A 26429-nucleotide genomic window follows, 5' to 3' on the forward strand; every position below is an offset into this window, starting at 1 on the left:
GATGAATAACAAGGTAAAACATGGTTAATACAGCCCAAGCACAAAGTACTTCTACCCCATATCGAGTAACTCTTACCGATCCTTCAGGTCATCAATGGTTTGCAGATGAACCGACTGATAAAGGTGGACAAGATACAGCTCCGAACCCGGTTCAGCTTTTATTATCCGCTTTAGGAGCTTGTACCACCATTACTTTAGAAATGTATGCGAATCTTAAAGGTATTAAGCTTGAGCATGTTCAAGTGGATTTAGCATTAAACCCTAATGGCGAACCTGAAAAAGGCCAAAATAATATTGAACGAAAAATTACACTCAAAGGTGAATTTACTGAAGACCAGCATAAGCGATTACTAAAAGTTGCAGAGAATTGCCCTATTCATAAGTTATTAACCTCTCAGATTAATATCCAAACAGAACTCACTATTTAACTTCTCAAATAAAAAAGCGCTCTATCTAGAGCGCTTTTTTACACTACTTTAATATTTAAGCAGTTAATTCTTTTACAGCTGCAACAACAGCTTCAGTCGTAATACCAAAGAATTGGAACAAATCTTTTGCTGGTGCTGACTCACCATAAGTTGTCATACCAATTACTTTGCCATCAAGACCAACGAACTTCCACCAATAGTCAACATGAGCCGCTTCAACAGCAACACGCGCACGGATATGAGCTGGCAATACTGCTTCACGGTATGCGGCATCTTGCTTCATAAATTCTTCTGCACATGGCATAGAAACTACACGCACACCTTCAAGTTGTGCATAAGCTTCCATTGCTAAAGAAATTTCTGAACCAGTTGCAATAATAATCGCTTTTAATTCGCCTTTTTCTTGAGCAAGTACATAACCGCCTTTTGCAGCGTTTTGAATTTGCTCTTCAGAACGTGTTTGGAATGGTAAGTTTTGACGAGAGAAAATAAGTGCTGTAGGGCCATCTTTGCGTTCTAAAGCAGATTTCCAAGCAATTGCAGTTTCTACAGTATCCGCAGGGCGCCATGTATTTAAGTTAGGTGTACCACGTAATGAAGCAATTTGTTCAATCGGTTGGTGAGTTGGACCATCTTCACCTAGACCGATTGAGTCATGCGTATAAACATGAATTACACGTTGTTTCATTAATGCAGACATACGTACTGCATTACGTGCATATTCCATAAACATTAAGAATGTTGCAACGTAAGGAACGAAACCACCATGCAATGCAACGCCATTAGCGATCGCAGTCATACCAAATTCACGTACGCCATAGTAGACATAGTTACCAGCTGGGTTTTCTTGAACACCTTGGCAACCTTTCCAAAGTGTTAAGTTAGAACCTGCTAAATCAGCAGAACCACCTAACAATTCAGGTAATAAAGGACCAAATGCTTGTAATGTATTTTGGCTTGCTTTACGAGTTGCAATTGTCTCGCCTTTCGCATTTGTTTCACGAATAAAAGCATCTGCTTGCGCTGCAAATTCTGCTGGTAAGTCACCACTGATACGACGAAGTAACTCAGCCGCTTCAGTTGGATATTTTGCTTGATATTGTGCAAATACCGCATTCCAAGCTGCTTCAGATTCACTACCTTTTGCTTTTGCATCCCATGCAGCATATACATCAGCAGGAATAACAAATGCTTCTTCGTTCCAGCCTAATGCTTCACGAGTTAAAGTAATTTCATCTTTACCTAATGGCGCACCATGACAGTCTTCTTTACCCTGCTTATTCGGTGAACCTAAACCAATAATCGTTTTACACATAATGATTGTTGGTTTCTGAGTTTCAGCTTTTGCTTCGATTGTCGCTTGACGAATCGCATCAGCATCATGACCATCTACACGAAGAACTTGCCAACCATAGGCTTTGAAACGCTCTTCTGTATCGTCGCTGAACCAGCCTTCTACTTCACCATCAATTGAAATGCCATTATCATCATAATAAGCAATCAATTTACCAAGTTGTAATGTGCCAGCTAAAGAACATACTTCGTGAGAAATACCTTCCATTAAACAGCCATCACCTAAGAAACAGTAAGTGAAATGGTCAACAACTTTTAAATCATCTTTATTAAATTGAGCAGCCAATGTTTTTTCTGCTAAAGCAAAACCAACAGCATTAGCAATACCTTGACCTAAAGGACCAGTTGTCGTCTCTACACCCGGTGCATAGCCATATTCAGGATGACCAGGAGTTCTAGAATGCAATTGACGGAACTGTTTTAAATCTTCAATTGAAAGATCATAACCTGTTAAATGAAGCAAAGCGTATTGCAACATTGAGCCATGGCCATTTGATAAAACGAAACGGTCACGGTTTGCCCATTGTGGATTTGTTGGGTTGTGATTTAAAAACTCACGCCAGACGACGTCAGCAATATCTGCCATCCCCATTGGAGCACCTGGATGCCCTGAGTTTGCTTGTTGCACAGCATCCATTGCCAATACACGAATTGCATTTGCAATACGACGTTCGTTTAAAGGGGTCGTCATAGATCAGAATCCAATTTTAATAGATTGATGAAAAGAAGAAGATGAATAACCATTCAATGCCGCTATATTGTCTTAAAAAAAAGGCTTAGGGTAAACCCCAACACGATATATTTCTTTATTTTTAACCGTTTCTTGGTTACACAAAAAACATTTGAATCTTTAAGTTATACAAAACAGTGTTCATTTTTCTGTACAATCACTAAATGTAAGAACATTAATCTTGTTAGCTTTTGATATATAGATAAAATAATTAGCTAATCTTGTATGCGTTGATCATGTTTCTTTACTTTAAAATTCAAATTCTGATATTTAAGTTTTTTATTAAGTTATATGTTTAAAAAACACACTAGCAACAAGTTGTTAAAATATAAATACTTTAAATTAAAGCTTTCTATATCAATTTTGCTAATACACTTATCAATTAAAACACACTATAAATGAAATAAATTCATGCTTTTTAGTCAGTATGAACTGGTCCTCAAGCTCAAGTCGATGTAACATATTATGTCTTTTGAAATAACCAAGATAGGACTTTCATGCGCGAGTACGCTGTTTTTACCTCGGAATCTGTAAGCGAAGGTCATCCCGATAAAATGGCCGACCAAATTAGCGACGCTATTTTGGATGCAATCTTAAAAGAAGACCCATACGCACGTGTTGCTTGTGAAACACTGGTAAAAACAGGCGCTGTTGTACTTGCTGGTGAAGTAACAACGACTGCTAATATTGATGTTGAAGCTGTTGTTCGTAATACTGTTAACGGTATTGGTTATCACCACTCTGATCTTGGCTTTGATGGATCAACGTGTGCTGTAATCAATATGATTGGTAAACAATCTCCTGAAATTGCTCAAGGTGTAGACCGTCAAAAACCAGAAGATCAAGGTGCTGGTGACCAAGGCCTAATGTTCGGTTATGCAAGCCGTGAAACAGACGTGCTTATGCCTGCGCCGATTTCTTATGCTCACCGCTTAATGGAGCGTCAAGCTGAACTTCGTCGTTCAGGTGCCCTTCCATGGTTACGCCCAGATGCAAAAAGCCAAGTTACTTTTGCCTATGAAAATGGCAAGCCTGTACGTCTAGATGCTGTTGTTTTATCTACTCAGCACGATCCTGAAATTTCTCAAAGCCAGCTTAAAGAAGCAGTTATTGAAGAAATTATCAAACCGATCATCCCTGCTGAAATGTTCCATGCAGCTACTAAGTTCCACATTAACCCAACAGGTATGTTCGTTATTGGCGGCCCTGTAGGTGACTGTGGTTTAACGGGTCGTAAAATTATTGTTGATACATACGGCGGTATGGCTCGTCACGGCGGTGGTGCTTTCTCTGGTAAAGATCCATCTAAAGTTGATCGTTCTGCTGCTTATGCTGGTCGTTATGTTGCAAAAAATATTGTAGCTGCCGGTCTTGCTGACAAATGTGAAATTCAAGTGAGTTACGCAATTGGTGTAGCAGAACCTACTTCGATTTCAATTAATACCTTTGGTACAGCAAAAGTTTCTGATGAGTTGATTATTCAACTTGTACGTGATCATTTCGATTTAAGACCGTTTGGTATTACTCGTATGTTGGATCTTCTTCAACCAATGTACAAACAAACTGCGGCTTATGGTCATTTTGGTCGCGAAGGTTCTGACTCTGCATTTACTTGGGAAAAAACTGATAAAGTTGATGCCCTTAAAGATGCTGCTGGCCTCTAAAATAAAATCGTAAAAAAGCCCGCCATTGAGCGGGCTTTTTTATTTATAGTTCAAATTTTATGGTATGTAGGGTTTAATCTTCTAGCAATCATCCTTGACGCCATATCATTTGTAGCTGTAATCAAAATCTATTGTCTTGTCGTTTTATCATCCTGATTTAATACATCCAGTAAAGTTGACTGCGTTGGAGTATCTTGATGATTCTGGATATAAATATGGACAACTTTAAATACAACGACAACAGCTAGACAAGCCATCACACAAAACATCCATAAGCCATACGGGCTTCGAATATGTTGTGAACCACAATATGGACATGATTTATCAGTCGATGCCACAACTTTGTCGCAACACGCACAATGGTATTGATATAGCATAGGTAACCCTCCTTCCCTCGTTTCAACCGTTGTTGTTTTAATAGGTTTGCTACATTTTTTAATTTATACATCCTTTATATTTATCCTATGTGAAATGAATAGATAATTCAATCTGGATGAACAATTGAGTCAATTAAAAAAATATTAATTAAAACATATATATAAGTTAAATATTATTTTTATAGGACTATTTTTCTTATTTTGATATTTTGCCAAATTTGTTAAAATAAGCGAATAATCTCACATTTTAGGCAAATGCATGTCACATACAAAGCTCATTAATAAAGGTGGCTTTCGCGAACGAGCCAACCGAAGCCGAGGTTATCAACAATCTGAAAATAAGCAAACAGCCTTAGCTTCAAACAAATACCAACCTCAAACAAAACCACAAGAAGGCCCAACTGAAGTGGCTCAAACAGATTCTGTTGTGACTGAACATCTAACTAAATAATTTATATCTTCTTAAAATAAAAAAGGCCTAAACTTTAGAGGTTTAGGCCTTTAGATAAGGTATTTATTAATCCTTATTTTTATGTTCAATTTTCTTGTGATCTGGAGTGACTTCTCGCGCTTCTCCATCAATAATGCTTGAATCACGGTATTGACCTTGACTACCACCACCTTGTTGATTCTGCATATCTTGCATTTGGCGCATTAGATCAGCAAATGGATTTTGCCCACCCATATTACCGCCCATACCACCCATCATTTTATCCATCATAGCTTGTTGGCGTTTTGCAAGAGTTCTCATGGCTATATTACGGAAAGCAGTTTGAACACCAGGGATCAAAATTAAAACCGCTAACACATCAGAAACAAGGCCTGGCAACATTAATAAGAAACCTGCAAAAGCATAAGCAAGTTTTTTAGTTACTGTTGGGTCATTACCTAGTTGGCCAGTCATCTGCATTTGCTGTAATTGAGGCATAATACCAGCAGTACTTCTGCGAATAAGCCCCAAACCAATAAAGAAAGCAAGAATGAACCAAAAGAACACATACCATCCACTGATGAACTGTGCTACGCCAATCCATACGGCAATTTCAACAATCGCGCCCAGAACTACAATAAGAAGTAAATTCATGTAAAACTTTATCTATCTCAAAAAGAAAATTCATTGCAGTTTTATTTGCCCCAACCCTATCGAATCAGCCAGAGTCTGCAATACTAGAGTACATTTGATTTTAACTCGATAAAAACAAACATGCTTTATTATTAATGAGTGCTGTATCAAGTTTATCAAGTGTGACTTCTATTAGATTTTAATTTTTTTACTTTAGTTAAACGGAAAGTCCTTCAAGAAAGCAGTTTTTTAGTCTAGTTGAAAACTTAGATTCTTAGAAAACATGGATATATTCCTTTATTTATATAGTTGTTTTATAAAATTTTAAAAAGTAGTACATAGATATAGAATTTCGTAAATAACTTACATTTTTCTATCTAAAAGGACTTCTATTCAAGTTAAATTAAAGAATAACTCATTTAAACACACATAGACTCATGACTAAAAAAGCTCTTTTCTTTGCCATTGGTACGATGTTTTTGTCTGCATGTTCTTTTAATACGGTAGAACAGCATCAAATACAGTCAATTTCTACCAATAAAAACTCAGAGAAAATTAAATCGTTGTTTGATCAAGCACAAACTACAGGTGTTTTAATTATAAAACGTGGGCAAACAGAGGAAGTCTATGGCAATGATCTTAAAAGAGCATCAACCGAATATGTTCCCGCCTCTACCTTTAAAATGTTAAATGCTTTGATTGGACTTGAACATCATAAAGCAACACCAACTGAAGTGTTTAAATGGGATGGGCAAAAGCGTTTATTTCCCGATTGGGAAAAAGACATGACCTTAGGTGATGCTATGAAGGCTTCTGCTATTCCAGTTTATCAGGAACTAGCTCGACGAATTGGCCTTGATCTTATGTCTAAAGAGGTAAAACGCATTGGTTTCGGTAATGCTGATATTGGTTCAAAAGTAGATGATTTTTGGCTTGTTGGTCCACTTAAAATTACACCTCAACAAGAAGCCCAGTTTGCTTATGAACTAGCCCATAAAACTCTTCCTTTTAGCAAGAATGTGCAAGAACAAGTTCAATCTATGCTGTTCATAGAAGAAAAAAATGGACGGAAAATTTATGCCAAAAGTGGTTGGGGATGGGATGTGGAGCCTCAAGTGGGCTGGTTAACAGGCTGGGTCGTTCAACCTCAAGGAGAAATTGTAGCGTTCTCACTCAATTTAGAAATGAAAAAAGGCATACCTAGTTCTATTCGAAAAGAAATTGCTTATAAGGGATTGGAACAACTCGGTATTTTATAATTTGAACTTTATAGCCCAGCTTATATTCATCCTTATAAACTGGGTTATTTTAAAACTTGAAATTTGAAAACCTTATTATTTATCCGTCAACTGGGGTATGCGGTGTATTTAAATTTAGCTGATAGAAAGCGGCATCTAACCATTGGCCAAACTTAAAACCGACTTGTTTAAAAGTACCTGCATGAATAAAGCCCATTTTTTCATGCAAACCAATACTTGCTTGATTGGTTGCATCAATACAGCCTATCAATACATGTAAGTCTGCCTCTTGAGCACGCTTAATCAATTCTTGCATTAAAATTTTGCTTAATCCGCCGCCACGATGTTCATGATGAATATAAATACTATGTTCGACCGTATATTTATAGGCAGGAAAAGCTCTAAAAGTTCCCCAACTTGCAAAACCTAATAACTTGTTTGTCTCATCTACAATACCAATGACAGGAAAACCATTTTCTCTTTTAACTGCAAACCAGTTTTTCATCGACTCTTCAGAGCGCGGCAAATAGTCATACAAAGCAGTAGAATTGATAATTGCTTCATTCAAAATATCTAATATAGCCTTTGCATGTGTAGCTTCATGACAATCGATTAAACGTAAATTTGGATTAAGATTTTTAATCATGAAGATTCCTTAAGAATAGAGACGAGCTCATTACATACAACTAAAATATATCGAGCAGCTTTAGAAGAAGGATTGCTATATATGATCGGTTGATCTAATTGCATCGCCAAACAATCACCCTCTTGTAAAGCATAAAAGTTTTCACCCAATTGAATATCAATTTGCCCCTCTATCACCCAAATTTGCTGTAATACAACTTTGGAATTCGCACTTGTTTCATAAGTAACTCGTGACTGAGCTGGAAATTCAATTTCAACGATTTGAAATGGAGATTTCCAATTTGGAGGCGAAACTTGACGACGAATATACCCTGTTTCCGGGTCTTTCCATTCGGATTGTTGAATACGTCGAACTATAGGTTGTGGTGATTGATTATTTTGTGAAATGGCGAATAGTTGAGTTAAAGGAACCCCTAAACCATTTGCCAGCTTTTCAAGGACAACCGCCGTTGGACTTGCCTCACCTCTTTCAATGAGTGAAATTGCAGAACGGCTTACCTGACATCGACTAGCAAGAACATCTAGCGTATATCCACGTAATAGACGTATTTCACGCACTTGCTGCGCAATGCGGATATTAATATCTTCCATCTACCGATAAACTTTAATTCCAAAATTATAGATAAGTATTCCACTAAAATAGAATTACATCAAATGATTTTAAAGATATAAATTGGTTCGATAAAAAACCGAAAAATAACCATTCATCGCAGCATTCTTTAAATTACGCATGCAGAACCTTTTTGGCTATGTAACAATACTCTCTAAACTATTTATATAAGTCTTCACATGGCATTGATTATTGGTATTGATCCGGGTTCACGCTTAACAGGTTATGGAATCATTGAAAAAGATGGTAGTAAACTACGTTTTGTTGATGCCGGTACAATCCGAACAGAAACTCAAGAAATGCCAGAACGCTTAAAACGTATTTTTGCTGGCGTTGAGAGAATTGTGAAATTCCATGGCCCAACTGAAGCTGCGGTTGAGCAAGTCTTTATGGCTCAAAACCCAGACTCTGCCTTAAAACTAGGACAAGCCCGTGGTGCTGCCATAGCCGCATTAGTGAATTTAGATTTACAAGTTGCAGAATATACTGCCCGTCAAATTAAACAGTCTGTGGTTGGTTATGGCGCTGCCGATAAAGAACAAGTTCAAATGATGGTCATGCGATTACTTAATTTGACGATTAAGCCTCAATCCGATGCAGCCGATGCTCTTGCTGCTGCCATTTGCCATGCTCATGCATCGGGAAGTATGAGCAAACTGTCTGTTTTAAATGCTTTAGGTGGTATGGCACGTGGGCGAAGTCGTTCTAGCAGTCGCAGACGTTAAAAATTTATTGATTTACGACTTGAATAATTGCCTGATTCATCTCAAAAGCCTGCAAGCCACGCATACCATTTTTAGCTAAAAGGTCTCCTGCTTGTGCATGAAGGGTAACAATCTCATGTAACGCAATATCTTGGTGGAATTGGGCTTTTAAGCTTGTAATCATTCCTGCTAATACATCCCCCATTCCACCCGTTCCCATTCCAGCATTACCTTGCGTACAGATATACAAATTATCTTCTAAAATTAAGCTACCCGCTCCTTTAAGTACCCACTGGCCTGCATATTTTTGTTGTAAGGCATAAATTGCAGCAATTCGGTCATTTTCAATTTGCGCTGTAGAGCAACCAAGTAAAGTAGCGGCTTCACCAGGATGAGGTGTGGCATAAATATGTGTATTTAACTTTTCAGGCTGTTTAGCCAGAAACCATAAAGCATCTGCATCTAAAACAATTTCTAAGCGTGTACTTTGATTTAACAAATTAAACCATTGTTGGTAAATTTGCTTTGCCCAATCGTCACGGCCTAATCCCATTCCAAAGCATATTGCATCGATCTGAGATAGAATCTCTTTAATATTGTTTTCATCTAAAGCATTAATATCACGAAGCATAATATTAGGTGCCCGCGACAAAATGGCCTGATGATGGTTGCGATGACAAACCACTGTCACTTTGCCTGCACCTGCATGAAAGGCAGCTTCAGCAGCCATAATAACTGCACCGCCCATTTGCTCATGTCCACCCACCACTAAAACATGCCCATAACTTCCCTTATGGCCAAATGCCATACGCTGAGGAAGTCTAATATTTGTGGGTGACAAATAAGCTAAGGGTTTCAACTCGTGGTCTATAGGAATTAAATTAATTAAATGAACTTGTCCTGCGTACTCTTTTCCTTGTCCTGTAAATAATCCAGCTTTAAGTCCTAAAACAGTAAAGGTATGATCAGCTCTCACTGCGCAAGGTAAAACTTGCCCTGTATTTGCTTGTAACCCGCTAGGTATATCAACTGAAATTTTTAGGCCAGATTGTTCATTAAACTTTTGAATTACTTGTTGCCAATCTATATTTAATTCTCGGTTTAAACCTATGCCAAATAAAGCATCAATATGACAATCAAATGTTCTTTTAATATCAAAATTTGGATGAATTTGGGCTTTCATTTCTCTAGCAAATTGCGCTGCACAATGTAAATCGGTTGACTCACCCAATTGAGCCGCAAATATTTCAACCTGAAATCCAGCTTGTTTCAGGTAACTTGCTATAAAGTAACCATCACCTGCGTTATTGCCTTGTCCGCACCAAATAGCAATATTCTTAATAGCCCGATCGTTAAAAAGCTCAATAAGTTGCTGGGCAATTGACCAAGCCGCTTGCTGCATTAAACCTAATGAGGAGTTTTGCGCAGCAAACCAGCGCCGCTCCCATGCTCGAATATCATCGCTATGGTAAACTACCGCTTGCATATTATTATCCTCTTGCATTTTGGTTTATGACATCTTCCGACACATCACGCATTGCAGTGCAACAAATTGATCCACATGAATTAAAAGCATGGATCAAAGCTCAAGCATTAGACTTGGGTTTTGCTGATTGTGTCATCGCAAAACCAGATGCTCAAGAGCAAATGCCACGTTTTTTAGAGTATCTTGAACGTGGTTTTCATGCAGATATGACCTATTTAGAAGAAAATCTAGAAAAACGAGCTGATCCAACACTATTAGTGCCTGGCACAAAAAGTATTATTTGTGTCCGCATGAATTATCTTGTGGAATCTCCAAAGCCTCGATATGTACCTTTAGAGCCTAATTCTGCCATTATCGCCCGTTATGCACGTGGCCGTGATTACCATAAAGTCATGCGTGGTAGATTGAAAACGCTAGCAACACGAATTCGTGAAAAAGTTGGTGACTTTGAATCTCGTCCTTTTGCGGATTCGGCGCCTATTTTTGAAAAATCATTAGCTGAAAGTGCTGGAATGGGTTGGACAGGTAAACATACTTTGCTCATTCATAAAAAGTCAGGTTCTTTTTTTGTATTAGGTGAGCTATTTACGTCACTCGACTTACCTTTCGACGAGCCTGCAACAGCACATTGTGGTTCTTGTAGCGCTTGTATTGATATTTGCCCGACGCAAGCAATTGTCGAGCCTTACATGCTAGATGCACGACGTTGTATTGCTTATTTAACTATCGAATATAAAGGAATTATTGCTGAAGAATTACGTGCAGGTATTGGAAATCGAATATTTGGTTGTGATGACTGCCAGTTAATTTGTCCTTGGAATAGTTTTGCCAAAACAGCATCTATTAATGATTTTAATCCTAGACATGGATTAGATAATATTAGTCTGCTTGATATCTGGCAGTGGGATGAAGCCACTTTTTTTGCCAATACAGAAGGTAGCCCGATCCGCCGGACAGGTTATCAATCATTTAAACGTAATATTGCAATCGGATTAGGAAATGCTCCATATTCAAAAGAAATTGTAGATCAACTACAAAATGGCAAAAATTTACATGACGAAATCGTCAATGTGCATATTGATTGGGCAATTGAACAGCAACTTAATCAACTTCAGCTATCAAATTAAAAAAATGATGTTTTTTGCCCTATAGCTTTAATACGAATTCTGTATGATTATGTATAGTGAATTAATGCCATCATCATGGATATGACAATGACTCTACGTAATGATTGGAATCGTGAAGAAATCCAAGCTTTATATGAACAACCTTTTTTGGATTTAGTTTTCAAGGCTCAACAAGTACATCGTGAGCACTTCACCGCCAATTCAATTCAGGTCAGTACCCTTTTATCTATTAAAACGGGTAAATGTCCTGAAGATTGCAAATACTGCTCACAATCGGCACATTACGAATCAAAACTAGAAGCAGAAAAACGTATTGCTGTTGAAAAAGTGATTAGTGAAGCGAAAGCTGCAAAAGATTCAGGTTCTTCACGTTTTTGTATGGGTGCTGCTTGGCGTAACCCACATGAGCGCGATATGCCTTATGTTTTAGAAATGGTACGTGAAGTTAAAGCATTAGGTATGGAAACCTGTATGACTTTAGGGATGCTTAACCAATCTCAAGCAGAACGCCTAAAGGTTGCTGGTTTAGATTACTATAACCACAATTTAGATACATCTCGTGAGTATTATTCTCACATCATTAGTACTCGTACTTTTGATGACCGTTTAAATACCCTTGATTATGTTCGTCAAGCTGGTATGAAAGTTTGTAGTGGCGGTATTGTGGGTTTAGGCGAAACTCGTGAAGACCGAATTGGTTTATTACATGAACTAGCTACCCTACCAATTCACCCTGAATCTGTGCCAATCAATATGCTTGTTCCTATTGAAGGAACACCTTTAGCTGATGTTGAAAAGCTTGATGTAATTGAGTGGATTCGTACTATTGCTGTGGCGCGTATTATCATGCCTCATAGTTATATCCGTCTCTCTGCGGGCCGCGAATCATTAAGTGATTCAGACCAAGCATTAGCATTTATGGCGGGTGCAAACTCATTATTCTCTGGTGATAAACTACTAACCACACCAAATGCCGGTGAAGGTAAAGACCAAGCTTTATTTAATAAACTAGGTTTAACGGCTGAAAAACCAAAGCCAACAGTTGCTGATTTATCAGTAGATGCAATGAGTGCTTAACTCAAATTAGAAAATTTAAAAGCCCTGATCATTCAGGGCTTTTTTCATTTATATAGAAGTTACTAATATTCCGTAAGTAGCGTTTAGAAAGGTTCCGACTCGAATAATATCCTTTCCTGCTGCATGCGTTACTGTGAATTCTTGGCTCAACACATCAAAATTGAAAGAATCAAAAACATCTTGATGGTTTAAAAGCCAAGTCACTGTATCTGCTACATTTTCATCCGCAATATAAGTTAAGGCCTTGAAGTCTTTACTCATAAATAACTCTTAAAAATAAATTTTATGAATTTTATATGAGTTCACTCTACCTTAAAAGAAAATCTAAGCTGCTTTAGGATTTACTAACGAATGACCTGACAATAGACTTGCCAAGGCTTGAGGTGTAAATTCTAAAGAAAGTACATGATTTTTGAGATTGACTGAATGCTTGCTAATTAATGGAAGTAAGCCATCTTCTGTTTCAAAGACATATTCATCTGCAATATTTAAGATACCTTCAAGGTTTGTCGTACTTGAAGCAAGATCATGGCTAAAGATGTCATAAATCGTTTGCAAGTTAAACGTTGTTTGCTGCTCCGTCGGATGCTTGATGAGATAATCCTTTAAAAATAAAACTAATTTATGAGCAAAGAAAAAGTAATTAGGTTTATAGCTATACTTCATAGTATTCATGGAACTGAACTCCAGATTATCTTTTATTAAATTACAACTAAAACAGTAGGAATTGAACCTTAAAAAATTCTTAAAAAATTAAATATATTTATAAGATATACACAAAACAATTTTATCATTAAAAAACAATAGCTTAATCAAAAATATTAGATATATATTATCTTAAATATTTTAAAATTTCATTAATTCAATAAAATACAATTACTTAGATATTACTAATTTTTAAATTCTATTTTAAATAAAAACTAATTAATTATTTTACCAAATGATAAAAAATAAATTTTTTAATTTTTGTTAATAAAAACAATTGATCAAAATACATATAAATATAATGTTTTTCTTGTTTTTTGATTGAAAAGTGATATATTTCCCTCGCCTTACTTAATCAGAATAAACTTACTGAAAAGTAATGGATTTTATTTTAAAAAGCTATTCTGGGGATTTTATGAAAAAATTTATTTTTGTGGCGGCAGTTTCTTTCTTAAATATAGCAAATGCACAAGCAGCAGATGGCACAATTACTATTAATGGTCTTGTCACGGATAATACTTGTACTATTGATACTGGAGATAAAAATTTAACAATCAATTTGCCTACTGTTTCATCTCAAACCTTAAAAAATGCTGGTGATGTAGCTGGTCGCACACCTTTTCAAATTAATTTAACGAACTGTACCGCTGCAGGTAAAGTCGCAACTTATTTTGAACCAGGCGCAACCGTTGACTTTAATACGGGTCGTTTATTAAACCAAGCAACTTCTGGTGCAGCAACAAATGTAAATATTCAGTTACTTGGCAGTAATAACGCTGTAATTCCTGTACTTGCTACAAGCACAAATGAAACTCAAACGAACTCACAATGGGTAAATGTTTCAGCAGGCGGTAGTGCTGATCTTAACTATTATGCTGAATATTATGCTACAGGTGCTTCTACTGCTGGTACGGTAACATCGCAAGTAAAATACACGATCATTTATCAATAAACTTAAAAATGAAGCTTCTATTCATGAATAGAAGCTATCTCCTTCCTATTATTTGTTATTGAGAATATGACTGATGCTTTTTCGTGGTCGTAAATTTTTTTGGGGATTAGTTTGTCTGCAAGTAGCGCTCACTACTACAGGTCATGCTGAGATTGTTTTACATGGTACTCGTGTCATTTATCCTTCAAATGCCCGTGAGATCACATTACAACTGAGTAATAACGGCACGGCCCCGTCTCTTGTTCAAGCATGGATCGATGATGGAAATGCAAAGTCAACACCAGATGAAACAAATGTACCTTTCATTATTACTCCCCCAATTTCACGAGTAGAGGCAACTAAGGGGCAAACCTTAAGAATTACAGCTTTACCTACTACATCTCAACTAAGCCAACAACAAGAATCTATTTTTTGGCTTAATGTTTTAGATATCCCTCCTAAACCTGAAGGGAGAACTCAACAAGGTCAAACCACAACAACCTCTAACAATTTTTTGCAACTCGCTGTTCGTTCGCGAATTAAATTTTTTTACCGCCCTATAGATCTAAAAGAAAATATTGATCAACTAAGTGACAAAGTCGTGTGGGAAATAAATGATCAATATCTAATGATAAAAAATCCGACACCTTTTTTTCTTACTATTACCTCCATTTTTCAAGGAAGTGAAAGCCATAAAACAGACTTATTGCAACAAGGCTTAATGATTGCCCCTTTTTCAGAGGATAAAATTAAACTAAAAAATAAAAACTTAGCCGATATGAGCTTTGTATATATCAATGATTACGGTGGACGAGTTGAGCACCCAATAAAATTCTAACCCCTTTGTATTACTTAAGAAAATTTAAAACCTATCGTGAATAGGCTCTAGAGCTATGTCTAAATGGTTTATACCTTATATATGTTTAAAAAGCCCCTTTACTTGGTATGTCGTCTCAAGTATTACGCTATTCATGCCTATGGCTATATATGCTGAAAATACTACTGATGCTCCACATTTTACAAAGGCTGAATTTGATAGCAATTTCTTAGTAGGTAATGCACAAAAAATTGATATAGCTCGCTTCAAATACGGAAACCCGATCTTGCCTGGTGAATATAGCTTAGATGTTTATATTAATGGTCAATGGCTGGGTAAACGGCGTATGCGATTTACTGCCTCAGCTCCTAACACAAATGCTGAAACATGTTTTACAGAGGCCATGTTGCTTGAATATGGTGTAAAAGCTGATGTTCTAAGTCAACATAACTCTAATTCATCACTTTCATGTAAAGCTCTCGCATCATGGATAAATAGTGCTTTTTATGTATTTGATAGTTCCCGTTTAAGAATTGATATTTCGATCCCGCAAGTCATCTTAGAAAAAAATCCGCAAGGCTATATCGATCCACATTTGTGGGATCGCGGTATTAATGCAGCTTTTTTAAGCTATAACGCCACAGCATATCGAATAGTCAATGAACAACATGAAAATAGTTATGCTTTTATGGGAACCAATCTTGGAGCAAATTTAGCAAATTGGCAGTTTCGCCATAATGGACAATGGAAATGGCAAAGCCAATCTAATTCTCAATCTAATAATTCTTCTTATACCTCGACAAATACATATGTACAAAAGGCGTTTCCCGATATTCACGGTGTTGTGACTTTAGGAGATTATTTTACTAATAGCGATTTTATTGACTCTTTGCCCTATCGTGGAATGAATATTTCAAGTGATGACCGAATGCTTCCAAATAGCATGCTCGGTTATGCTCCAAGAGTTCGAGGTTATGCCAAAACCAATGCAAAAGTCGAAGTTAGACAACAAGGTAATTTAATTTACCAGACCACTGTTCCACCTGGGAACTTTGAAATTAATGATCTCTATCCCACAGGATTTGGAGGTGAATTACAAGTTTCGGTACTTGAATCTAATGGAATAGTTCAAAAATATTCTATTCCATATGCTTCTGTAATTGAAATGCTACGCCCTCAAATGAGCCGATATTCATTCACGTTAGGACAATTTCGAGACCCAAACATTAAGTTAACTCCATGGTTAATACAGGGTAAATATCAACGCGGAATCAACAATTACCTTACAACTTATAGCGCAATTCAAGGAACACAGCAGTATTTCTCTGTATTGTTAGGTACAGCTTTTTCAACGCCTATTGGCGCTATTTCTTTTGATGCATCACATTCAAATGCCAATTTTTCCCATCAACCTAAAATGACAGGGCAAAGTTATCGTTTAAGTTACAATAAGGTATTTTCTCCAACGCATACTAACTTAACACTAGCAACTTATCGTTATTCAACGCAAAACTATCTCAAACTACGTGATGCAATTTTAATTCGGGACTTACAAGAGCAAAACATTGATAGTTTTTCGGTAGGTAAGCAAAAAAGTGAATTCCAGATTAATTTAAATCAAGCTCTTCCAAACCAATGGGGAAATTTCTATTTAGTAGGTTCGTGGACAAACTATTGGAACCAGTCTACTACTAATAAGCAATTCCAATTAGGTTATAGCAACCAATTTAAAGATTTAACTTATAGTTTCTCTGCAATTAATAGTGAAACTATTGAAGCTGGCGGGCGAGCTAACCAAGATACTCAATACCTCATTTCTCTATCCTTTCCCTTAGATTTTAAGAAAAGCTCTTTAAATTTTAATAGTCTTATAAGTGAAAATAGCCAAATTCTGAGTTTTAGCGGTTTTACAGGAAACCGGTTGAATTACGGCGCATCAATTTCCAGTCAAAACCATGGGCAAACGAATCTCAATATCAATGGCAACTATAAGACAAACTACACAACATTAGGTGCTTCATTTAGTTACGCTGACTCATATCAACAAGAAATGCTTAACTTGAGTGGCAATATCGTTGCTCACCCCCAAGGAATTCTGTTTGGTCCAGATCAAGCTCAAACAATGGTTTTAGTTTATGCACCAGATGCAACAGGAGCACAAGTCAGTAATACACCAGGTCTCAGCATAAACAAAAATGGATATGCGGTTATCCCCTATGTTACGCCTTACCATATGAATGACATTAGCCTTGATCCGCAAAACATGTCCACACAGGTTGAACTAGCTGAAAGTAGCTTACGTATTGCTCCCTATGCAGGCTCAATCACTAAAGTTCAATTCTCAACAAAAAAAGGTTATGCACTTTTTATCAGCCCAACAACTTTAGATGGCTCACATTTGCCTTTTGCCGCACAGGTATATAACCAAAATAACGAAGTAATAGGTATGGTTGCGCAAGGCAGCCGTATTTATTTACGAACCCCCTTAACCCATGACCGTTTATATGTGAAATGGGGAGAAAGGAGTACTGAAAAATGCGAACTTGAATACGATATCACGGATCAAATAAAGCATAACAATCAATCAATTATTATGACAAAGGCAGTCTGTAAATGAATAAGATTTTAAAAAAAATTGGATTTTTGGCAGTGAGTCTATTTGCTTATAGCCATACAAATGCAAATTGTAATTTAAGTAAGGGATTTACCACCGTCGATATCCCGATGAACATTGGTAAAATCGTCGTAAAACCGACTGACCCTATAGGGACTATCTTACAAAGGAATACTTTTACAATTTCTCCCAATAATTCCACTGCAACATGTAGTCGTGCTAGTGATCAAATTATTGCGGCTCTCCCCTTAAATTATCCAGTTAGCCCAATAGGTAATAATGTATATGCAACCAATATTCCCGGTATTGGTATTCGTCTTTATCGTGAAGCAGCAGATGCTTCAGATTTTTCTGGGTATTATCCATATAGACGTACTTTAACCCCAAATACTGCATATACCCTTTCACCAGGATATTTTGTTATGGAAGTTATTAAAACATCCATGACCACAGGTTCAGGAGCATTAGTAGCAGGACGTTACAGCACCTATTATGTATCAGGTCAACAAAACAGACCATTTTTAACTACTACAGTATTAAGTAATGCTCCTATTCTGATCGCGTCTTCATCGTGTGAAATTCAAAATGGTGTAGATATACCTATTCAACTCCCGACTGTTACAAAGTCAGGTTTTAAAGCGATTGGTTCAACACAAGGCGAGCAGAGTTTTAATCTATCGATTTTATGTAATGGCGGCGAAAACAACTCGGGTATAGCAACAAGTAACACCATCAGCTTAAGTTTTGACTACAATTCTGATCCCCAAAATAATCAGGTCATTAATAATAGTGCCGCGAACTCAACCAAAGCCAATGGTGTAGGTGTAGAACTATTATGGAATATGAATGGTACCAATAACCCAATTCAAAAAACAATAAAACAAAATATAGGCATAGTCAGCTCTAATCAGACTATAGAGTACGACATCCCCTTAACTGCTCGTTACTATCAAACAGCGGCTAATGTAAGCGCGGGCGAGGTTACGGCAACAGCAACTGTAACTATTCAATATGATTAATTTATCTCTTAAAATTTATTAAAAAATAATTAAGCTTAGCTCAGCTAAATAATCTTAAAATTTAACGTTTCAGAAATTTTGTAGTTATATTAAAAAGTCACATAAAAAAATGCTCATAAGCAAAAATAGCAAATGAGCATTAGTGATAACCACTTAACCTGAAATACAAATTGTGGGAAATAGATCACAATTTGCATAACTATAATTCCAAAATTTAGCTTAAAAATCAAGTCTTTTTTTTAACAAAAATTTAAATAATCACAGTAAGCTATTGTTTTATATTATTTAAAAAATTAAATTTATTTTTTACATTCCTATTTTATAGTGTTTCTAAAGAATTATCATTCTATTAATTAATAAAAACTTAATTTTAAGGAAAAAGAAAGAAATCGATATACATGACCTAAAAATAATTTATTTTATTTTTCAAAAGCTTAATAAAAAACGAATTTTATAAAATTATAAAGAATTACATAATCTATAATAAAAAAAACATAAATAAATTTAGAAATCCCCTTCAATTACAAACAATATTCTTAGGCTTTTATCAGAACGTAACATGCTCATTTTTTGGAAAATATTATGTATTGTTTTACTAAGTCTAGGAGCTATAAGTATAGGTTACGCGATCAGTAAAATTGATCTTTTTCTTTTCCTCATAGGACTACTTTTACTAATATCTTTTATTTTAGCTTTAAAACAGGCACGTGAAGATGCAGGCTTTTTTTCTGATAACTAGATGAAAACCACTTTGATATAATTATCTATATTCACCTTGTTTATTAAAGAAAATTTATATTTTGAAAGGTTCGAAGCAGCTTACTAGAAAATCCATTACTGCACGTATTGCAGGGCTATGCCGTAAATCTTCGTGTGTGACTAACCATATTTCAGCACTCATCGGATAATCATCTTGTAATCTGACCAAATTGCTAATAGCTCCTAAAAAATCAGGTAAGACCGCTAAACCAATTTCCCCACATGCAGCTCTCCACTGTAACTCGGGATTATTGGTAACCATTATAGGTTCTTTATGATTTAACCTTTCTTTTAACTTTTGCTGTTTTTGACCATGCACTCCCCCCACTTCTACACTAATCCATTCATAATTTTCAGGATCTGTTGAAGCTAAATAATTTGGACCTGCATATATTCCAAAAGGTATTTCACCTACTTTTCGAGCAACTAAATTTTCATCCTTAGGACGTCCAAATCGTACCACAATATCGGCCTCACTATGCTGTAAAGAAACATAATGAACATCACCGAGTACCCGTAATTTTAATTGCGGATAATGGCGATAAAATTTACCCAAATGAGGCATGATGAGATGTGCAGCAGTTAAAGGAGGCATACTAATAGAGACACTTCCCATTACTTCTTGCTGACCTGCTTGAGTTAAACGTTCAATAGAAAAAGTTTCTTCCATCATACGAGCAACTACTTGTGCAAGACGTTCTCCGTCAGGAGTCAGAATGTATGTCCGTGGCCTACGATCAACTAATTTAAGTTTTAAATTTTGTTCTAGCTGGGCAATTCTTCTAGATACAGTTGCATGATCTACTCCCAATTTTCTGGCAGCAGCAGAAAGTGACTTTTCTTCTGTAAAAACTGAAAAGTAATGCAAATTTTCCCAATCAATCATTGTGCAAATTTTCACATTAGAAGTGTATTAATATGGAATTGTACACCTTTATAGATTTGTCGAGAATAAAACCTTTCTTAATGGGAGCCTGTCCATGAACAGAACGGTGGCTTATGCCTATGCTGGTGTTGTCTTAACGATGTTTTTTTGGGGATCAGCATTTAATGCAATGTCTTATATTATTCAACATATGCCCCCGTTATCTGCTGCGTCTGAACGTTTTTTTATTGCAAGTCTAGGCTTACTCTTAATCTTTTCAATAACAGGCCAGCTTAGATGGACAGCCTTAAGACAGAATATAGCTATCTATCTGATTATTGGTATTATCGGAATTGCGGGATTCAACATCGGCTGTTTTTATGGACTTCAAACCACATCAGCTGTTAACGGTGCTTTAATTATGGCAACCACGCCATTAATGACTCTATTAATGACAATCCTTTTAGATGGTGAAAAACTTACCACTAATAAATTCTTAGGCGTTTTATTTGGCTTAAGTGGTGTGTTACTGGTGATTAGTCAGGGACATATAACAACTTTACTGCACCTTAAAATAGACATTGGAGATTTATTTATATTATTGGGCGCATTTGGATTTTGCCTAGCAAATGTACTGTCTCGCCGTTATGTAAAAAATGCTACCCCTTTAGAAACAACAACTTTTTCTATGCTGTTCGGGGCAATAACACTTGGTTTGTTGAGCGTGATATTTGAAGATCCTCTTACAGCAATTGCATCTGCCCCAATAAATGCGCACTTAGCCATGGGATATGTTGTTATCTGCTCTACCATGATTGCTTATCTATTCTGGTTTAATGGTATACAAAAGTTAGGTGCTGGTCGTGCTTCTGTCTTTTTTAACTTTGTGCCAGTGTTCAGTATGATAATTGCTCTACTTACTGGACAAGCCCTCAATATTTGGCAGTTAGTAGGAACAGTTTTAGTGATGCTTGGTGTAATGAGTAGCGGAGGATTTTTTAAAATTAAAAGCACTACACTTATAGCAAAACCTTGTACAAAATAAGAAATGTGCTGCTACATTAAAAATTTATCCTTAATATGTAGCAGCATTTTCAAATATAAAAATTATTCCTCAATAATTTCTTTAAATTCTTATATTTTCAAAATTTTTTTACATTTGTGATGGTTTATACAAAAGCTCATCTTAATTATTCCGTTGTAACAAATACTGTATGTTTCTTTAAAACTTAATAAAAGATTGCCATATATAGTTTTAAAACAACCAAAGGAGATATTAAAATGAAGCTGGATTTTACAACAATTGAAAAGCAAGCCAAATTGCTACAAGAAGAGCAAGAAAAGATCGAGCAACGAGATCATGAATTTCAAGTTGCCTTAGATAAACATAGAGAATCCCTTAAGAATTTATTTAAAGATCTTTTCTCTGACAGAGAAATTAAGACAGAAAATGGAGGCCACTTCTGTGTAACCTTCGGAGATTTCAAAATTTCCTTATTGATTGAAACTGCTAAATTTGAAAATGGCGTTCCTGTAAAATTAAACTCCGTAAATCCTGTTATTATTAAATGCAAGAAAGATAAGCCTATTGCAAAAGCACAGTTTACAGATGCAACCCAATATCTAGATAACCATTTAAATACTCCAAATTATCAGTATTATTTTAAGCAAGAGGATAAGACCCAACTGGTACAATTTTCTGAACTTCCCACTTATTTCCAACTTGTTTTAGACGCAAATGCATAAAATCGAGCCCTCTGCAGAGGGCTTTTTCATATATTATTTTTTTATCATTTAACTTTTAAAAAATAAAATCAGTCAAATACTTTTTCTTTTATTTATTAATTATTTAATTAAATTTTAATATCCTACAATTCAAAAATATTTGATTCTTCTTAAAATTACTTGTATATACATGTTTATATTTGCTTATACAAATATGAATGAATAAGAATAGGATGGCTCTTAAAGGATAAGGAGAGTGAAATGGACTCATCGGCTGGGAAACCTAATAGTAGTTTTATAGAAAACCGAAGCATCGACTTTATTCCTGAAAATGAAAGACATGGCGGAGTATTTGCTCAATTTACCCTATGGTTCGGCGCCAACTTACAAATCACAGCCATTGTGACTGGCGCGCTAGCCGTTGTGTTAGGCGGAGATGTTTTTTGGTCTATTATCGGCTTATTAGTAGGACAATGTTTTGGGGCTGCCGTCATGGCACTGCATGCTGCCCAAGGTCCTAAACTTGGTCTCCCTCAAATGATTTCAAGTCGTGTGCAATTTGGGGTTTATGGCGCTTGTATTCCAATCATACTCGTTTGCCTTATGTATATTGGTTTTACCGCAACTGGAGAGGTATTAGCGGGTAAAGCAATTGCACATTTGGCACATGTCAGCAATACAACTGGTATCTTAATTTATGCAAGTTTAATCATTTTATTCGCAACGATTGGATACCGTTTAATCCATTTGGTAGGCAAAGTAGCCAGTATTATTGGTTTGATTGCTTTTGTGATTATTTTGACTCAGATCTTCGCACTTTCTGATTTTTCTGAACTCTTAGCAGTACGTCATTTCAGCTGGTCTTCATTCTTGTTAGCAGTTTCCCTTTCTGCTTCTTGGCAAATCTCTTTTGGCCCCTATGTTGCAGATTATTCTCGATATCTTCCAACTAAAACATCTTCATCTCGTGTTTTTTGGGCTGTCGGCTTAGGTTCTTTAATTGGCTCACAAATTTCTATGAGCTTAGGCGTTTTAATCGCTCAGGTTGCAAACGGCAATTTTGTCGGAAATGAAGTTCAATATGTTGTTGGTATGAACCCAATTGCCCTTGTCGTGACCTTTCTATATTTTAGTATCGCTTTTGGGAAAGTTACTCTGACAACCTTAAATGCCTATGGCAGTTTTATGTGTATTGCTACGATTTGGAATAGTTTCAAATCGACAAATCAAATCTCAAAAATAACAAGATTATTGATTGTCCTTGCTATGGTTGTAGTCTCAACCTTTATTGCAATTATAGGTGAACATACTTTTTTAAGCGCCTTTAAAGCATTTATTTTGTTTTTACTCACCTTTTTTATTCCGTGGAGTGCCATTAATCTTGTTGATTACTACTTTATCTCTAAAGAAGAATGTGATGTAGATGCACTCTATGATCCAAATGGTAAGTATGGCCGTTGGAATCGGATTGGAATTACCTGCTACTTTCTAGGTATTTTGATTCAACTGCCATTTATTGATAGTAAATTTTATACGGGACAAATTGCGGCAATGCTAGGAGGAATCGATTTATCGTGGCTCGTAGGTCTTATTTCTACTGCTTTGATTTATTACATTTTCGCCAAGAAAGCTCAATTAAAGTTTTCAAAACAGTTAGTCATTGATCAAATCAAATAATGAAACTAGATAAGCTATCAACGTCGATTACCTTGATAGCTTTTTACGGTTATTCTGATAGCGCTTTAGCCTGTGCCGAAATAGGCAATCCAAATAACTTATCAAAACTCCAATTAAATATAAAAGTATAGATAGGAATAATGATAATAAAGGCCACATCTAACCAAAAAGCAGCAATCAAGGAAATATCCATCCACCATGAAATAAGAGGAATTAAAAACAGAACCAAAGTAAGCTGAAAACCGATGGCATGTCCAACTCTACGCTTAACTGTACGGATATGACTGCTTTGTTTAGCTTCCCATTTCTCATATAAAATATTGTAGATAAAATTCCAAGTTACAGCGATGGTCGTAATCATGACAGATAGTGGTCCAGTATGTTCAACACTATCACCTGCCAAAATCGCTAATCCTACTGATGAAATAACCATTCCGATTATTTCATAGGAAGAAACATATACTATTCGACGCTTTATACCTTGCATAATCACTAAACTCTGCTTAATTCCTTATATTTTAATTTCAGTCAAAATCATATATAAAGTTAATAGCTTTCAGTTCAGCTGATATCAAAATGAATTTTAACAGTGAAAATATTGAACTTTTCATAACCGTACTCGATATGGGTTCTTTTTCTGCGGCTGCTCGTAAACTAAATCGAGTCCCCTCAGCAGTAAGTATGGCCGTTGCTAATTTAGAAGCAGAATTGGGTTATATATTATTTGAACGGACTCCTAGAAAGGTCATTCCTACCGCTACAGCATTAGCCTTGGAACCTCAAGCACGGATCATTTCTGAACAACTTAGGCTATTTAGCACTCATGCACATGAACTTTCTTTAGGACTTGAAAGTAAATTGCGTATTGGAGTTGTTTCCGATGTAAATACAAAATTATTATTCCATTCAATAAAGAAACTAGCCGATAAATTCCCTTTACTGAACATAGAAGTTATTACTGCTCCCCAAGACGACATTGTTAATTTACTTTATACGGAGCAAATCAGTCTTTGCTTAGCGGGTTCAGACCTCAATATAAAAATGCGCGAGAATCTACAATTGGTAATGACTGAAACAGTAGCCGCTACGATTTCTTCTAGCCATGCTCTACTACAAGATAAAACAAAGCAGTTTTCTATAGAGGAATTAATCAATATTAGACAAATTGTTGTGGCAAGTAGTGAACATGAAATGAAAGATCCCCGTTCAATTATTGGTGCAATGTACTGGAAAACCAATAGTCTACAAACAGCAATTAATATGGTTGAAGCTGGACTTGGTTGGGGAAATTTTCCGTTATCATTAGTACAAGATAAAATTGATCAAGGTCACCTAGTCCTTTTAGATTTTAAAAATACAAAAAATCATTTACCTCTATCGATTTATTTAATTTGGCTCCAAGATCGCCCTTTACCTAAAGCAGCTAGAGAGTTGATTCAAATTATTCAAGAAAATTTATAAAACTTTATAGGATAGTTCTGAAAGTCTAAAGATTTTTTATAATTTTTATTCTTGTTAAATCTAGTTTATTTAAAGCTTAAGCTTATTACTCTGCGCCATCTCTCTAAATACTACTAAAAACAAAAAGCCTACTTAGAAAGTAGGCCTCTTGTTGTATTTCAGGATTAAGCAATAATATTTTGTTTTGTAAAAAATACACTTATACTTTATTAAAACCAAGTGTTTTAGTCAAGAATAAAATTTATAAGATACAAACATTTACACTATTGTGAAAACAATCACAATTTAGGTTTTATATAGAAAATACTTTAGAGAAGGAAAGATAGTTTAATGATAAAAATTTCTATTACCGCCCTTAACAGCTTTTTTTAGAAAAACACAACAAATACCTTAAGAAAAAGTATTATATTTTAATTAAATTTATTTACCTCAAAAATATTAAATCCCTTTATTTGTTAGTTTTATGTTTCATTATTAAAGTTGCTAAATTTATATCTTAATGTTTACTTTTTTAAGCTGATTTTAAATTTCAAGCTAATCTAAAAATTAATAATACTATTTTCTTCAGTAATTTGGATCTAATAGCCTATATTTTTTCTACATATAGGCTAGAACCTTATTGAGAGAGTTATTGCAACTATTATTTTTTGAAAGATATAATTAAAAAGACAAGCTACGATATATCCAAAGTTTAATTAAAATATGAAAATATAGAAAATTTTATATAGTATTTTTGATTTCCATTTATATTAAATAATTTTATCCAACTCTAGATTTTCAAAACATTCAAACAATACACCCATACACTCTGCTTATATTTTAAACAAAATTTATTTTATATAAATTAATGTCTCAAACTACAAATACAATTAAGTCATCGTCACAATAGATTGTTGGAATAAATTCTAATTGATCGATAAATAACTTCTCCCACTTTACTCTTGAAGTACACATAAGCTAGAATCACTATCGCTTGAAATATTAACCAATAAGACACAATATTTTTGGGTTTAGTTTGCGTCTACTTCAGAAAATGACTTGTGTTTAATTAAAAAATTGATTAGTATTGCACGCACTGAAAAGCATTGAGATTAAAAGCTTTTCTGACTTATAGGGCCTATAGCTCAGTTGGTTAGAGCAGCGGACTCATAATCCGTTGGTCCACAGTTCAAGTCTGTGTGGGCCCACCAAATACCGAACCTCATAAACAAAAAGTTTATGGGGTTTTTTAATATATATCCAAATAAAATATGCTTTACTCTTATAAAAAATACTCAAAATTTAAATTTATTTTATCCCTAAATTTTAGATGTTTTAAAATACACTTACGTTCCGTACTAAATATCCATCTTTC

Annotated in this window: 26 protein-coding genes and 1 tRNA gene; 17 read left to right on the forward strand and 10 right to left on the reverse strand. The window is 35.5% G+C overall.

All coding sequences use genetic code 11. The features are described 5' to 3' along the window. The first annotated feature begins 20 nt into the window (after positions 1 to 20). The gene (locus tag AC52J8_RS10130) at positions 21 to 428 is read left to right on the forward strand and encodes an OsmC family protein (RefSeq protein ID WP_002121367.1); all 408 of its coding nucleotides are present in this window, start codon (positions 21 to 23) and stop codon (positions 426 to 428) included. 55 nt (positions 429 to 483) lie between these two features. Here AC52J8_RS10130 and tkt read toward each other — a convergent pair whose 3' ends face one another. Continuing rightward, the gene (gene tkt, locus AC52J8_RS10135; RefSeq protein ID WP_005076314.1) at positions 484 to 2472 is read right to left on the reverse strand and encodes a transketolase; all 1989 of its coding nucleotides are present in this window, start codon (positions 2470 to 2472) and stop codon (positions 484 to 486) included. A 536-nt stretch (positions 2473 to 3008) separates the two neighbouring features. Here tkt and metK point away from each other — a divergent pair. Then, positions 3009 to 4175, forward strand: a complete 1167-nt coding sequence (gene metK, locus AC52J8_RS10140; RefSeq protein WP_005069601.1) for a methionine adenosyltransferase — start codon at positions 3009 to 3011, stop codon at positions 4173 to 4175. 128 nt (positions 4176 to 4303) lie between these two features. Here the strand turns inward: metK and AC52J8_RS10145 are convergent, their stop codons facing one another. Next, entirely contained in the window at positions 4304 to 4552 is a 249-nt protein-coding gene (locus AC52J8_RS10145) for a hypothetical protein (RefSeq protein WP_002121448.1), read from the reverse strand. A 259-nt stretch (positions 4553 to 4811) separates the two neighbouring features. On the opposite strand from AC52J8_RS10145, the gene AC52J8_RS10150 reads away from it, so the two are divergent. Next, positions 4812 to 5003 (forward strand): hypothetical protein, encoded by a 192-nt coding sequence (locus AC52J8_RS10150; protein ID WP_086398932.1) that lies wholly within the window; start codon positions 4812 to 4814, stop codon positions 5001 to 5003. Positions 5004 to 5069: 66 nt separating this feature from the next. Here the strand turns inward: AC52J8_RS10150 and AC52J8_RS10155 are convergent, their stop codons facing one another. Beyond that, positions 5070 to 5636, reverse strand: coding sequence for an FxsA family protein (locus AC52J8_RS10155; protein WP_002121432.1), 567 nt, complete (start codon positions 5634 to 5636; stop codon positions 5070 to 5072). A 416-nt stretch (positions 5637 to 6052) separates the two neighbouring features. On the opposite strand from AC52J8_RS10155, the gene AC52J8_RS10160 reads away from it, so the two are divergent. After that, complete coding sequence (locus tag AC52J8_RS10160; RefSeq protein WP_086398931.1) at positions 6053 to 6874, forward strand: OXA-213 family carbapenem-hydrolyzing class D beta-lactamase OXA-943; 822 nt, start codon at positions 6053 to 6055, stop codon at positions 6872 to 6874. Between the two features lie 79 nt (positions 6875 to 6953). Here AC52J8_RS10160 and AC52J8_RS10165 read toward each other — a convergent pair whose 3' ends face one another. Both AC52J8_RS10165 and AC52J8_RS10170 read right to left on the reverse strand, forming a co-directional pair. Beyond that, a complete protein-coding gene (locus AC52J8_RS10165) occupies positions 6954 to 7499 on the reverse strand; it encodes a GNAT family N-acetyltransferase (RefSeq protein ID WP_017482297.1) in 546 nt (181 codons plus the stop codon). Further along, positions 7496 to 8089, reverse strand: a complete 594-nt coding sequence (locus tag AC52J8_RS10170) for a helix-turn-helix domain-containing protein (protein WP_060465767.1) — start codon at positions 8087 to 8089, stop codon at positions 7496 to 7498. The genes AC52J8_RS10165 and AC52J8_RS10170 overlap by 4 nt, the downstream gene beginning before the upstream one ends. Positions 8090 to 8287: 198 nt before the next feature. Here AC52J8_RS10170 and ruvC point away from each other — a divergent pair, with 198 nt between their 5' ends. Continuing rightward, positions 8288 to 8833 carry a crossover junction endodeoxyribonuclease RuvC gene (gene ruvC, locus AC52J8_RS10175; protein ID WP_002121356.1) on the forward strand — a complete coding sequence of 182 codons (546 nt, stop codon included), beginning with the start codon at positions 8288 to 8290 and terminating at the stop codon, positions 8831 to 8833. Positions 8834 to 8837: 4 nt separating this feature from the next. Here ruvC and AC52J8_RS10180 read toward each other — a convergent pair whose 3' ends face one another. Then, positions 8838 to 10298 (reverse strand): NAD(P)H-hydrate dehydratase, encoded by a 1461-nt coding sequence (locus tag AC52J8_RS10180; RefSeq protein WP_086398930.1) that lies wholly within the window; start codon positions 10296 to 10298, stop codon positions 8838 to 8840. 26 nt (positions 10299 to 10324) lie between these two features. On the opposite strand from AC52J8_RS10180, the gene queG reads away from it, so the two are divergent. Then, complete coding sequence (gene queG / locus AC52J8_RS10185; protein WP_060465769.1) at positions 10325 to 11425, forward strand: tRNA epoxyqueuosine(34) reductase QueG; 1101 nt, start codon at positions 10325 to 10327, stop codon at positions 11423 to 11425. Positions 11426 to 11512: 87 nt separating this feature from the next. Continuing rightward, positions 11513 to 12502: a biotin synthase BioB gene (gene bioB, locus AC52J8_RS10190; protein ID WP_017386794.1), complete on the forward strand. Its 990-nt coding sequence runs from the start codon at positions 11513 to 11515 to the stop codon at positions 12500 to 12502. Between the two features lie 48 nt (positions 12503 to 12550). On the opposite strand, the gene AC52J8_RS10195 is transcribed toward bioB, so the two are convergent. After that, on the reverse strand, positions 12551 to 12763 hold the full coding sequence (locus AC52J8_RS10195; protein WP_039760740.1) for a hypothetical protein: 213 nt from the start codon (positions 12761 to 12763) through the stop codon (positions 12551 to 12553). Positions 12764 to 12826: 63 nt separating this feature from the next. Next, positions 12827 to 13177: a hypothetical protein gene (locus AC52J8_RS10200; RefSeq protein ID WP_017386793.1), complete on the reverse strand. Its 351-nt coding sequence runs from the start codon at positions 13175 to 13177 to the stop codon at positions 12827 to 12829. Between the two features lie 445 nt (positions 13178 to 13622). Here AC52J8_RS10200 and AC52J8_RS10205 point away from each other — a divergent pair, with 445 nt between their 5' ends. The 5 genes from AC52J8_RS10205 to AC52J8_RS10225 all read left to right on the forward strand — a co-directional run bounded on the left by AC52J8_RS10205 (position 13623) and on the right by AC52J8_RS10225 (position 19327). Next, on the forward strand, positions 13623 to 14159 hold the full coding sequence (locus AC52J8_RS10205) for a fimbrial protein (RefSeq protein WP_025465521.1): 537 nt from the start codon (positions 13623 to 13625) through the stop codon (positions 14157 to 14159). Between the two features lie 73 nt (positions 14160 to 14232). Further along, entirely contained in the window at positions 14233 to 14976 is a 744-nt protein-coding gene (locus AC52J8_RS10210; RefSeq protein WP_033849813.1) for a fimbrial biogenesis chaperone, read from the forward strand. A 55-nt stretch (positions 14977 to 15031) separates the two neighbouring features. Then, entirely contained in the window at positions 15032 to 17572 is a 2541-nt protein-coding gene (locus AC52J8_RS10215) for a fimbria/pilus outer membrane usher protein (RefSeq protein WP_471675478.1), read from the forward strand. Continuing rightward, on the forward strand, positions 17569 to 18588 hold the full coding sequence (locus AC52J8_RS10220) for a fimbrial protein (protein WP_086398929.1): 1020 nt from the start codon (positions 17569 to 17571) through the stop codon (positions 18586 to 18588). The genes AC52J8_RS10215 and AC52J8_RS10220 overlap by 4 nt, the downstream gene beginning before the upstream one ends. A gap of 559 nt (positions 18589 to 19147) precedes the next feature. Beyond that, on the forward strand, positions 19148 to 19327 hold the full coding sequence (locus AC52J8_RS10225; RefSeq protein ID WP_057070710.1) for a hypothetical protein: 180 nt from the start codon (positions 19148 to 19150) through the stop codon (positions 19325 to 19327). A gap of 54 nt (positions 19328 to 19381) precedes the next feature. Here AC52J8_RS10225 and AC52J8_RS10230 read toward each other — a convergent pair whose 3' ends face one another. Beyond that, entirely contained in the window at positions 19382 to 20233 is an 852-nt protein-coding gene (locus AC52J8_RS10230) for a LysR family transcriptional regulator (RefSeq protein ID WP_086398928.1), read from the reverse strand. A gap of 94 nt (positions 20234 to 20327) precedes the next feature. On the opposite strand from AC52J8_RS10230, the gene AC52J8_RS10235 reads away from it, so the two are divergent. The 3 genes from AC52J8_RS10235 (at position 20328) to AC52J8_RS10245 (ending at position 23614) form a co-directional block, all read left to right on the forward strand. Next, positions 20328 to 21257 carry a DMT family transporter gene (locus AC52J8_RS10235; RefSeq protein WP_198912068.1) on the forward strand — a complete coding sequence of 310 codons (930 nt, stop codon included), beginning with the start codon at positions 20328 to 20330 and terminating at the stop codon, positions 21255 to 21257. A gap of 236 nt (positions 21258 to 21493) precedes the next feature. Next, positions 21494 to 21958: a hypothetical protein gene (locus AC52J8_RS10240; RefSeq protein WP_069123051.1), complete on the forward strand. Its 465-nt coding sequence runs from the start codon at positions 21494 to 21496 to the stop codon at positions 21956 to 21958. A gap of 240 nt (positions 21959 to 22198) precedes the next feature. Continuing rightward, entirely contained in the window at positions 22199 to 23614 is a 1416-nt protein-coding gene (locus tag AC52J8_RS10245) for a purine-cytosine permease family protein (RefSeq protein WP_032034789.1), read from the forward strand. A gap of 49 nt (positions 23615 to 23663) precedes the next feature. On the opposite strand, the gene AC52J8_RS10250 is transcribed toward AC52J8_RS10245, so the two are convergent. After that, positions 23664 to 24101, reverse strand: a complete 438-nt coding sequence (locus AC52J8_RS10250) for a PACE efflux transporter (RefSeq protein ID WP_032003483.1) — start codon at positions 24099 to 24101, stop codon at positions 23664 to 23666. Between the two features lie 89 nt (positions 24102 to 24190). Here AC52J8_RS10250 and AC52J8_RS10255 point away from each other — a divergent pair, with 89 nt between their 5' ends. After that, a complete protein-coding gene (locus AC52J8_RS10255; protein ID WP_086398927.1) occupies positions 24191 to 25075 on the forward strand; it encodes a LysR family transcriptional regulator in 885 nt (294 codons plus the stop codon). 1113 nt (positions 25076 to 26188) lie between these two features. Next, a tRNA-Ile gene (locus AC52J8_RS10260) sits at positions 26189 to 26265 on the forward strand. Positions 26266 to 26429: the final 164 nt, after the last annotated feature.

Source organism: Acinetobacter sp. S-1 (assembly GCF_059579785.1).

Excerpts from the sequence above, each read along its gene's own strand:
- AC52J8_RS10200 (WP_017386793.1), bottom strand. The coding sequence starts at position 13,177 with ATGAATACTATGAAGTATAGCTATAAACCTAATTACTTTTTCTTTGCT.
- metK (WP_005069601.1), top strand. The coding sequence starts at position 3,009 with ATGCGCGAGTACGCTGTTTTTACCTCGGAATCTGTAAGCGAAGGTCAT.
- AC52J8_RS10130 (WP_002121367.1), top strand. The coding sequence starts at position 21 with ATGGTTAATACAGCCCAAGCACAAAGTACTTCTACCCCATATCGAGTA.
- AC52J8_RS10240 (WP_069123051.1), top strand. The coding sequence starts at position 21,494 with ATGAAGCTGGATTTTACAACAATTGAAAAGCAAGCCAAATTGCTACAA.
- AC52J8_RS10245 (WP_032034789.1), top strand. The coding sequence starts at position 22,199 with ATGGACTCATCGGCTGGGAAACCTAATAGTAGTTTTATAGAAAACCGA.
- AC52J8_RS10205 (WP_025465521.1), top strand. The coding sequence starts at position 13,623 with ATGAAAAAATTTATTTTTGTGGCGGCAGTTTCTTTCTTAAATATAGCA.
- AC52J8_RS10155 (WP_002121432.1), bottom strand. The coding sequence starts at position 5,636 with ATGAATTTACTTCTTATTGTAGTTCTGGGCGCGATTGTTGAAATTGCC.
- AC52J8_RS10180 (WP_086398930.1), bottom strand. The coding sequence starts at position 10,298 with ATGCAAGCGGTAGTTTACCATAGCGATGATATTCGAGCATGGGAGCGG.
- AC52J8_RS10220 (WP_086398929.1), top strand. The coding sequence starts at position 17,569 with ATGAATAAGATTTTAAAAAAAATTGGATTTTTGGCAGTGAGTCTATTT.
- bioB (WP_017386794.1), top strand. The coding sequence starts at position 11,513 with ATGACTCTACGTAATGATTGGAATCGTGAAGAAATCCAAGCTTTATAT.
- AC52J8_RS10210 (WP_033849813.1), top strand. The coding sequence starts at position 14,233 with ATGCTTTTTCGTGGTCGTAAATTTTTTTGGGGATTAGTTTGTCTGCAA.
- AC52J8_RS10195 (WP_039760740.1), bottom strand. The coding sequence starts at position 12,763 with ATGAGTAAAGACTTCAAGGCCTTAACTTATATTGCGGATGAAAATGTA.
- AC52J8_RS10170 (WP_060465767.1), bottom strand. The coding sequence starts at position 8,089 with ATGGAAGATATTAATATCCGCATTGCGCAGCAAGTGCGTGAAATACGT.
- AC52J8_RS10230 (WP_086398928.1), bottom strand. The coding sequence starts at position 20,233 with ATGATTGATTGGGAAAATTTGCATTACTTTTCAGTTTTTACAGAAGAA.
- queG (WP_060465769.1), top strand. The coding sequence starts at position 10,325 with ATGACATCTTCCGACACATCACGCATTGCAGTGCAACAAATTGATCCA.
- AC52J8_RS10150 (WP_086398932.1), top strand. The coding sequence starts at position 4,812 with ATGTCACATACAAAGCTCATTAATAAAGGTGGCTTTCGCGAACGAGCC.
- AC52J8_RS10235 (WP_198912068.1), top strand. The coding sequence starts at position 20,328 with ATGAACAGAACGGTGGCTTATGCCTATGCTGGTGTTGTCTTAACGATG.
- AC52J8_RS10225 (WP_057070710.1), top strand. The coding sequence starts at position 19,148 with ATGCTCATTTTTTGGAAAATATTATGTATTGTTTTACTAAGTCTAGGA.
- AC52J8_RS10145 (WP_002121448.1), bottom strand. The coding sequence starts at position 4,552 with ATGCTATATCAATACCATTGTGCGTGTTGCGACAAAGTTGTGGCATCG.
- tkt (WP_005076314.1), bottom strand. The coding sequence starts at position 2,472 with ATGACGACCCCTTTAAACGAACGTCGTATTGCAAATGCAATTCGTGTA.
- ruvC (WP_002121356.1), top strand. The coding sequence starts at position 8,288 with ATGGCATTGATTATTGGTATTGATCCGGGTTCACGCTTAACAGGTTAT.
- AC52J8_RS10215 (WP_471675478.1), top strand. The coding sequence starts at position 15,032 with ATGTCTAAATGGTTTATACCTTATATATGTTTAAAAAGCCCCTTTACT.
- AC52J8_RS10160 (WP_086398931.1), top strand. The coding sequence starts at position 6,053 with ATGACTAAAAAAGCTCTTTTCTTTGCCATTGGTACGATGTTTTTGTCT.
- AC52J8_RS10255 (WP_086398927.1), top strand. The coding sequence starts at position 24,191 with ATGAATTTTAACAGTGAAAATATTGAACTTTTCATAACCGTACTCGAT.
- AC52J8_RS10165 (WP_017482297.1), bottom strand. The coding sequence starts at position 7,499 with ATGATTAAAAATCTTAATCCAAATTTACGTTTAATCGATTGTCATGAA.
- AC52J8_RS10250 (WP_032003483.1), bottom strand. The coding sequence starts at position 24,101 with ATGCAAGGTATAAAGCGTCGAATAGTATATGTTTCTTCCTATGAAATA.